This window comes from Neisseria sp. P0022.S010 (assembly GCF_051956635.1).
The window spans coordinates 1-9,398 of the sequence record NZ_JBQCXF010000098.1; the positions used below are offsets into that span (position 1 = coordinate 1).

7 protein-coding genes and 1 pseudogene are annotated in these 9,398 nt (G+C 48.1%); 4 read left to right on the forward strand and 4 right to left on the reverse strand.

Features of this window, described 5'->3' with window-relative positions:
- The 3 genes and pseudogenes from ACTHUT_RS10030 to ACTHUT_RS10040 all read left to right on the forward strand — a co-directional run.
- Window positions 1-1,083: pseudogene (locus ACTHUT_RS10030) on the forward strand ([protein-PII] uridylyltransferase); the annotation flags it as partial.
- A gap of 791 nt (window positions 1,084-1,874) precedes the next feature.
- On the forward strand, window positions 1,875-2,306 hold the full coding sequence (locus ACTHUT_RS10035; protein ID WP_070587482.1) for a pilin: 432 nt from the start codon (window positions 1,875-1,877) through the stop codon (window positions 2,304-2,306).
- An 86-nt stretch (window positions 2,307-2,392) separates the two neighbouring features.
- Entirely contained in the window at window positions 2,393-2,866 is a 474-nt protein-coding gene (locus ACTHUT_RS10040) for a pilin (RefSeq protein ID WP_036493020.1), read from the forward strand.
- 339 nt (window positions 2,867-3,205) lie between these two features.
- Here the strand turns inward: ACTHUT_RS10040 and ACTHUT_RS10045 are convergent, their stop codons facing one another.
- The 4 genes from ACTHUT_RS10045 to ACTHUT_RS10060 all read right to left on the reverse strand — a co-directional run bounded on the left by ACTHUT_RS10045 (window position 3,206) and on the right by ACTHUT_RS10060 (window position 8,197).
- Window positions 3,206-4,732: a DHA2 family efflux MFS transporter permease subunit gene (locus tag ACTHUT_RS10045; protein WP_049349105.1), complete on the reverse strand. Its 1,527-nt coding sequence runs from the start codon at window positions 4,730-4,732 to the stop codon at window positions 3,206-3,208.
- A gap of 101 nt (window positions 4,733-4,833) precedes the next feature.
- The gene (locus ACTHUT_RS10050; protein ID WP_188211761.1) at window positions 4,834-6,024 is read right to left on the reverse strand and encodes an HlyD family secretion protein; all 1,191 of its coding nucleotides are present in this window, start codon (window positions 6,022-6,024) and stop codon (window positions 4,834-4,836) included.
- Window positions 6,025-6,246: 222 nt separating this feature from the next.
- On the reverse strand, window positions 6,247-7,653 hold the full coding sequence (locus ACTHUT_RS10055; protein ID WP_063075651.1) for an efflux transporter outer membrane subunit: 1,407 nt from the start codon (window positions 7,651-7,653) through the stop codon (window positions 6,247-6,249).
- Window positions 7,654-7,702: 49 nt separating this feature from the next.
- Window positions 7,703-8,197 carry a MarR family transcriptional regulator gene (locus ACTHUT_RS10060; RefSeq protein WP_004521040.1) on the reverse strand — a complete coding sequence of 165 codons (495 nt, stop codon included), beginning with the start codon at window positions 8,195-8,197 and terminating at the stop codon, window positions 7,703-7,705.
- Window positions 8,198-8,494: 297 nt separating this feature from the next.
- Here ACTHUT_RS10060 and ACTHUT_RS10065 point away from each other — a divergent pair, with 297 nt between their 5' ends.
- Entirely contained in the window at window positions 8,495-9,376 is an 882-nt protein-coding gene (locus ACTHUT_RS10065) for a prephenate dehydrogenase (protein WP_250615031.1), read from the forward strand.
- Window positions 9,377-9,398 lie beyond the last annotated feature (22 nt).

The following is a 9,398-nucleotide window of genomic DNA, read 5'->3' on the forward strand; positions in this document are numbered from 1 at the left end:
AAAGAAGGCATCAAAGACGCACAACAATTCGCCGCCAACCACTACTACACCGAAGAAGAAAGCCACCTCCTCGCATGGCTGGTTGAAAACCACCTGCTCATGTCCACCGTTGCCCAAAAAGAAGACATCCAAGATCCCCATGTCCTCCAAGCCTTCTGCCGCCGTATTCCCACACGCGAATACCTCGACGCACTCTACCTGCTTACCATTGCCGACATCCGCGGCACCAACCCCAAACTTTGGAACACATGGCGCGCCAGTCTGCTCCAAACCCTCTATCACAGCACCGCCGCCGTTTTAAACAGCAAACATCACGATCCCGAACGCCTCCCCAACCGACGCGAACAAGCCTCGACCGATCAGCTCACGCGCGCGGCCGTTCCCCTCAAAAACCAACAAAAACTCCGCCGCATCCTCGGCAGCGCATACTACGTCCGCCATCAGACTCGGGAAATCCTCTGGCACACCGCAAACCTCGCCTACGACACCCAAAGCCCGGCCGTCCGCAGCCGCATCCTTCCCCAAAGCAACAGCCTTCAAGTCATGGTCTTCATGCCCAATGGCGACCGCCTCTTCGCACGCCTCTGCCGCATCTTCAGCAGCCACCGCTTCGACATCCAAGCCGCCCGCGCCTTCATTACCGAACACGACTACATCCTCGACACCTTTATCCTTCAACTTCCCGACAATCTCCCGCCCGAAGAGTATCCCGACCGCCAAAGCGCACTCGAAGCCGAACTCAACAGCTTCATCCACGGCAATACCACCGTCCAAAAACAAAGCGGCCGTCCACACATCAGCCGCCGCATCCGCCACATCCCCATTCCGCCTACCGTAATCATCACCCCCGAAGAAGATTATCCCGGCTGGCACACCATAGACATCACCGCCGTCAACCGCCCCCACCTCCTCGCCGACATCGCCGAGACCTTCTTCGCACACAACATCAGCCTGCGCTACGCCAAAATCACCACCTTGGATCAGCGCATTGAGGACAGCTTCATCACCTACAGCCCATCCCTACAAGACCCGCAAACCCAAAACACCCTAAAACAAGCATTGATCGAAGTTCTGACCCCATAAAGGCCGTCTGAACATCTTAAAAATATAGGGTGAGCATTTTTTGCTCACCCTAATCGCATTCAACATATAAACATCCTGAATATACCCTTCTAAAACACTCAAGAAATCCAACGCCTTAAAAATCAAAACCAGACTGCTCCCTGATATAAAACTACATTACAAAATCATAACCCAAATAAATATAATTCCAAATACAAAATTTCATTCATCTATTACACCAAACCCCTTTTCAAATCCCCTCCTTCCAAACCATTTCCCCATCAATATTCACACAAAATACATACTCAAAATAAAACCCATAAAAAACAAAAGAATAAAATCACAAAAAATCAAACCGACCGATTAAGCCATAAAAACACCGCCTGTCCAAACCAATTAACATATTATTGAATCAATCTAAAATTCTGACAAAAAACGTCACACACCCAAACTTGTCTCCCTTCCCTGTCACAAAAAACACAAAACTGACAAAAAACGTCAACCACCCAAATTCCCTAAAATCCTGAAACTTTCAAACAAAACCTCACAAAACTTAAAAATTAAAAAATAAACCCAATAAAAACAACAAACAAAAAATAAAAAATAAAATTTTTAACCCATTTTCCACACTTGGCACACCGACTGCTTGAAACAACACGTCCGGCAAGGCCCAAGCCTCAAAGCAGCAAGCCCGACGGAAGCTGTATATTCCTTCTTACTTTATGGTTTACTCATAATACAAAGTGCCAAGCACATTACGGACTTTTTACTTAAACATAATTATTCACACTTTCAAACTGGAGTTTTAATCAATGAAAGCAATCCAAAAAGGTTTCACCCTGATCGAATTGATGATCGTCATCGCCATCTTGGGCATCCTGGCCGTAATCGCTCTGCCTGCATACCAAGACTACACCATCCGCGCTAAAGTATCTGAAGGCTTGAGCTTGGCCGAGCCTGCAAAATTGGCTGTAGCAGAAACTGCTTCTGCTTTGGGTGGCCTAAAAGCAATTACTGCTACCAATACTGGTTACACTTTCCCTGCAAAAGGCACTAACTACGTTAAAAGTATTACTATTGCAGCTACTACAGGGGTAATTACAGTAACTACTCAAAATACAGGTGCAAGTAAACAACCTGTACTAACCCTGACTCCATCCCAAGCAAATCCTGAGTCTCCAATCACTTGGACTTGTAAATATAAAGACAGCGAGCCTAAACACGTTCCTGCTAACTGCCGCTAATATTGGTATTGCAGCCTGAATAAAAGTAAATCCCATAAGGCAATTATGGGATTTACTTTATAAAAATAAGAAAACGATACACTCAAATGAATACCCCATTTCAAGCCCAAAAAGGTTTTACCCTGATTGAGCTGATGATAGTGATCGCCATCCTCGGTATTCTGGTTGTAGTCGCCATACCCACTTATCAAAACTATATCGGCAGGGCGCAAGCCTCCGAAGCACTTTACCTTGCCGACGACCTGAAAACCGAAATCAGCATTGCCTCAGCGGTAAATAACCGTCTGCCCAATGCAGAGGATGTCAGCAAACAAGGCGCAATCGGCGTTACCGCTCAACGCATCGGCGGCACATACATCCAAAACGGTGGCGTAACTGTAGAAGCAGATACAGGCAAAATCAGTATTCCTTTCGATAAAGGCCAAAACAAAGGCAAAGTCCTGACCCTGACCCCTTATCGAATTAACAATGACTCGACTTGGTTGCTTAACTGGCAATGCGGCGGAACGCTGGATCCGATGATGATCCCCGCCATGTGCCGTGATAATTCAAACGGATAACAACCAAGCCCATACCCTACAAAAAACACAAAAATACATTGCGAAGAAAACACCCCAAACAAAGCCAAATACAAACGCGGAAAACGAATCAAAGCAAAAGAAACCAAACTCTCCAAAACAAGGTCATTAAGAGCCTGAATCATCACATTACGAGAATAAATGCCGTCTGAAATCCATTTTCAGACGGCCTCTTTATATCTAACATCCACTAAGGATTAGAATATGTAATTCTATTGAGCATTCCCAAGTAAAAACCCTCTACCCTATTCAAATGCTGAATATCATCTTCTCGCCAAAATCTTCCTTCCCCTTAACCAAGTCAACACAAGAACTTTTTATTTAATGCCCTCCCCCGCTGGAGCCGTTAAACGGAGGTCTTGCCAGCCAAATAATGGGGATCATGCTGATGAATATGATACTGCCTGCCAAGAAGATTTCATTTGAGCCAATAATAAAGCCTTGCTGGGAAATGGTACTATTTATCGCAGCCAGGGCTTGCTCTTTGCTCAGGCCATTGGCCATCATGCCTTGAATAGATTGGTTGCTGATTGAGGACAATGAATTAATATGTTCGGTCAGTTGAGTATGGTGCAGAGCTTCGCGCCGTTCCCACATGGTGCTGACAACGGATACTCCGACACCGCCCATAAACACACGCAAGAAGTTAGACAGGCTACTGGCCGAGGCAATTTGATTGCCTTTCATATGCGACAGCGTGATACTGGTCAAAGGCAGGAAGAACATGGCTACGCCTAAACCCTGCCAAAATTGCGGCCAAACGACGTTGCTCATATCCATACCGGCATAGAAATCGGTTCGCCAATGGAATGTGTAGGCGAACACCAAAAAGCTGGCACTGACAAACAGGCGCATATCGACGCGATTACCAAACTTACCGATAATCGGCGACAGAATAATCGGCAAAAAACCCACCGGCGCAGCAGCCAAACCGGCCCAAGTGGCGGTATAGCCGAGATTTGATTGCAACACCAAAGGCAGCAGGGTCAATGTACCCATATAGACCATAAAGCCCAAGGATGTCGCAACAACGCCTATCGTGAAGTTTCTATTTTTAAACAATGACAAATCAACAATCGGGTATTTCTCGCCCAGCTCCCAAACAATAAAATAGGTTAGAAACACCAAAGCGGTAACACCCAAAACGATAATCTCTCCTGAGGCAAACCAGTCCAACTCTTTGCCCCTATCAAGCATCATTTGCAACGCACCGATACCGACAATCATCAACACCAGCCCGACATAATCAATCGGCGCCCTGACGATTTCGGTTTCCCTGTGTCTAAGCTGTTTCCAAGCAATGGAGGCGGATAAAACCCCGATTGGGATATTGATAAAGAAAATCCATCCCCAATGCCAGTTGTCCGAAATCCAACCGCCCAAAATCGGTCCCAATACAGGGGCAACGACGACAGTCATCGCCCACAAAGCCAATGCCAATGTTCGTTTTTCAGGCGGATAGGAAGCCATCAGAAGACTTTGGGATAAGGGAATCAAAGGCCCGGCGATAAAGCCTTGCAACACTCGGAAAAAAACCAAGGCTTGAAGATTATGCGCCATACCGCACAGCCATGACGTTACGACAAAACCAATCACGGCAGCAATAAAGATTTTAACCTCGCCAAACCGCTTGGCCAAAAAGCCGGTCAGGGGGACGGAAATGGCATTGGCTACGGCAAATGAGGTAATCACCCAAGTGCCCTGCGTGGTCGCCGCACCCAAATCCCCTGCGATAACAGGCACGGCGACGTTGGCGATGGTGCTGTCCAAGACTTCCATAAATACGGCCAAGCTGAGCGCCAACGTTGCCAACACCAGCTTAAACCCTTGTAACGGCGGATAATTCATATTTTTAAACTATAAGACAACCGCCAAAGCGGTCGATTGAAGAGAATCAATATTTCAGACGGCCTGAGCCTTCAATAAAAGACCCAGGCCGTCTGAAAAGATTATTTTGCATATTGCTCGAAGATTTTATCGACTAAAGCATCGGCGGCTTTCCAATCCACACTTTCCGTTTCCGGCAGCGCAGTATTTCGTTCTGCTTCGGCAGTCATGGCTTTACCGCTGCCCTTCTCGGCAACATCGACTTTAACAGTCATCGACAAACCGACACGGAGCGGATTTTTTTGCAATTCTTTGGCATCCAAACTGATGCGCACCGGCACGCGTTGTACGACTTTAATCCAGTTGCCCGTTGCATTTTGCGCCGGCAACAATGAGAACGCACTGCCCGTACCGGCCGACAAGCCCATGACCTTGCCATGGTAAACCACTTTACTGCCGTACAAATCGGCTGTCATTTCAACAGGCTGGCCGATTTTCATTTTGCGCAGTTGCGATTCTTTAAAGTTGGCATCCACCCACAATTCAGACAGAGGTACAACAGCCATCATCGGCGTACCTTGCGCGATACGTTGGCCGACTTGGACATTACGTTTGGCAATTTGACCGCTGATTGGCGAACGGATTTGCGTACGTTGCAGATTCAGCCAAGCGTCTTTGATGTGGCTGATGGCTGTCTGAACCGCTGGTTGTTGGCGCAGCGGAATATTGCTGCCCAATGCTGCCTGAGCAGAAACTTCTTCCGCCTCAACCGCTTTCAATGCAGCCTGAGCCTGAACCACAGCGGCGCGTGCATGGCTGAGTTCTTCGCCGGAAACCGCTTCCGTACCCGCCAAAGATTCGCGGCGGCGCAAATCGGCTTGCGCACGAGCCAGATCGGCTTTGCGCAACAATACTTGCGCTTTGGCTTTTGAATTGACCGCAGTTTGCTGTTTGTTTTGACGGATGGCCTGAATCAATTCATTTTGCGCGCGATCGTATGCCAGCTGAAAATCACTGTCGTCTAAAGCCACCAACACATCGCCTTTTTTCACGACATCCGTATCGTCATACATGACTTTGCGCACCGTGCCGTTCACCTGCGGCGTAATCATCACCAAATGACCGGCCACATAAGCATCTTCCGTTTCTTCTTCATGCTGCCAAAACAGAAAATACGCCAAAGCAACTGCGGCTGCCGTAATAAGAAATAAGAGTGTAACGATAACCAAATTGCGTTTGCGATGCGTTTTAGCGCCGGAAGCGGCTACTTCCGTTTCATTTTGGACATTATTTTTTTCTGATTGAGTATCCATAAGTCCTAACTTTAATTCTGTACATGTGATAACGATATTATTGTCTTGCCGGGCTGCTGGCTCTACCCTCAACCCAATACGCGCGCGAAACGCGCTAAGGGGTCATATTCTATAGTTACACTCTATTCATTACAATAATTTCTTCCGGTAGCAAATGTAAATAAGGTAAGCAAAAGGCCGTCTGAAATTACTTTCAGACGGCCTACCGTTTTAATCAAACGTTTATTTCTTATTTAATTTAAAGCCTCCGCCCAACTGGGCATTGAGGTTACTCCAAGCTGTCAGATATTCTGCATGGTATTGAACCGCCGACATTTTTGTACGCGCAGCTTCGTCTTGTTTTTGCAAGGCGGTCAAGCCGTTATCCAAACCTGCACGAACACGTCCTTTCGCATTTTGCACAGATTTATCCGCGATATTGACCATCTTGTTCCAAGTATCTTGTCGGCTTTTCAGGCTTTGATAGTCCACGACGGCATCTGCCGCCGAACGCATGGCATTCAAAACAGTTTGGTCGTACACGGCAACCTGCTCATTATATTGGGCGCGTTTGCCTGCCAATTTGGATTGCAGCGCGCCGGAGGTGAACAATGGTAGATTCAAAGCCGGAACAATGCCCAACATACCGGATGTCCGTCCGCGAATCAGATTGAACGCATCAATATGCGTCATGCCTGCCAAAACTTTCAACTCAATATTCGGATAAAACTCTGCTTCGGTTGATTTGACGATATGCCATTTCTCTTCAAGCAAGGCTTTTTGTGCCGCGATATCGGGACGGGCAGCCAGCAAGTCCGCTTCAATACGGCTAACCGGCAATGACGGCACAGCGGCCATTTTTTCCGGAACCTGTCCATTTAATGCACCCGGCACACGGCCGGTCAATACAGCCAGACTGTTGCGGATTTTCTCGTTTTTCTGAGTCCATGCCGATTTTTCAAGCTGCAATTGTTGTTGCGCCATTTCCAGAGCGTGCAAAGCATCGGCAGGAGCCAGTTGCGCTTTAACGCGTTGTTGCATCAGTTTCAATGCTTTATCCGCCAACTCTATGCGCGTATCCAGCAGCGCCAGTTGTTCTGTCGCCATCTGCCACGCAAAATATTGGGCGGCTACGGCGTGAGCCAGCTCAGTGCGGATGTGCTGCGCCTCATAAACCGCAGCCCGGCTTTTTCCCAAAACAGCTTGAATCTGCTCTCGGTTTTTACCCCAAAAGTCAAAAACCAAGCTGCCTTGCAGGGCTGCGTTCGCCAAAACCAATGTATGGTCGGTATCGACCATACCGGCTTGAGGTTTGGGTGAAACATAAGCACCCAAACCTGTAACACCCAAGCCGACTTGCGGTTTGTTTGCGGCCCCTACAACGCCCAGCTGAGCCTGAGCCTGCTCAAACCTTGCTTTGACAACACGCAGATTGGTAGATGTCTGAATGGCGGAAGCAATCAAATTGTTTAATTTTTGATCTTTCAGCTTCATCCACCAGCCGTCTTGGGCAGCAGCGGCAGATTGGCCTTGCGGTAGCGGATAGGCTGTTGTCTCATCCAAAGGCGACTGTTTACCGAAGGGCGCACATGCCGCCAACAGCGAAACTGCGGCAACGCATACGCTTGATTTGACCAAACCTAATTTCATACGGACTCCGTTTATGTGTGCCTGCCGCAGACCATCAGGCCGTCTGTTGTCAATTGCCCAAACGGTTCAACAGTTTACCCAACAGGTGTTGCAGCGTATCATAATCCTCTTTCGTGAAATCTTCCCACGCTTGGCCGCTCTGACGGGCAATTTGCGGCCATACTTCGTGGATGAAGGTCTCACCCGAAGGGGTCAATTTTAGCACAATCTGACGGCGGTCTTTTTGATTGATATAACGCTCTACCCAGCCGCGCTCAACCATGTCGTCCGACAGGCGTGTGGCACTGGTGCGCGTCAAGTCCATCAGGTCGCTCAAGCGCGAAGGCAGGATTTCGCTGTTTGGGCTGACGTAAACCGCCATCAGGGAAAACCACAGATTTTCATTGATGCCGAACGCTTTCAGGTTTTCATTCAAATGACTGCTCAAACGTTCGGTTACAATGCGCAACATGCGGGATACTTGGTTTTGCTGCTCCGGAAACTGCGGCAGACGGGTAGAAAGCAAACGCATTGCGTTGACTAATTCGGTTTGTGAAAAACTCATAAATTCCTTCTTTCTGAGTGAATTATTTTATCCGATACCAATCAGAATAAAATATGATGTAATAATTTACTTTAAGATACCAATTACTTACTTTAAGACGTTATACTAATTCAGATGATTATTTTAGTGTATGAAAATCTGATAATCGGTTACATGATCCTACTAAACGGATTTTTCTATGCCTAAATCATGAAAAATCGACCCTAAAAAAGGCCGTCTGAAACCTTGATTCCATCTTTCAGACGGCCTCGATGACAGATTAAAATAAACTTTTCCACTTAAAACCGAATGCAAACCATGAACACTTCCGCCTTTTTCCCCCACATTACCCTTATCGGCGTCGGTTTAATCGGCGGTTCGTTCATGCTCGACCTCAAACGCTTGGGGCTGGTGCAAAGCGTTACCGGCATCGACACCAATGCCGACAACCTCAATTACGCGCTCGACTGCGGCATCATCGACCATGCCTACCCGAATATTTGCGCCGAAAGCATCGGCCATGCCGATTTGGTTTTGATTGCCACGCCGGTCTCCGTCCTGCCTGACGTATGCCGCGACATCAAGCCTTTCTTAAAAGAAACGGCCTGCGTTTCCGATGTCGGCAGCACCAAACAATCGGCACTCAATGCCTTCCGCACCCACTTGTCCGAGCGCCTGCCGCAATGTTTTGCCGCCCACCCGATTGCCGGTTCGGATCAAAGCGGCGCAAAATCCGCGCGTTGCGGTTTGTTTCAAAACAGCCGCCTGATCATTACCTTGCACGGCCAAGAGGCTTCAGACGGCCTAAGACGGTTGAAAAGCCTGTGGCAGGCGGTTGGTTCGCAGATTTTCACCATGAGCGCCGAAGAACACGACAATATTTTTGCCGCCGTTTCCCACTTGCCGCACTTGACCGCCTTTGCCTATGTCCACGCTTTGTTCGACCATCCGCACGGCAAAGACTATCTCCCCTATGCCGCCACCGGCTTTCGCGACTTTACCCGCATCGCCTCCAGCCACCCTGCCGTCTGGACAGACATCTGCCTAGCCAACCGCCCTGCCCTGCTCAAGCTGACCGGCGACTTGAAAGAACAATTATCCAAATTGGAACAGCTCCTTTCAGACGGCAACAAAACCGAGCTTTACCGCTATTTTGAAGAAGCCGCACAAATGCGTAATGACTGGCTGAAAAACCGTTAAACCTGTTTTCAGACGGCCTGAT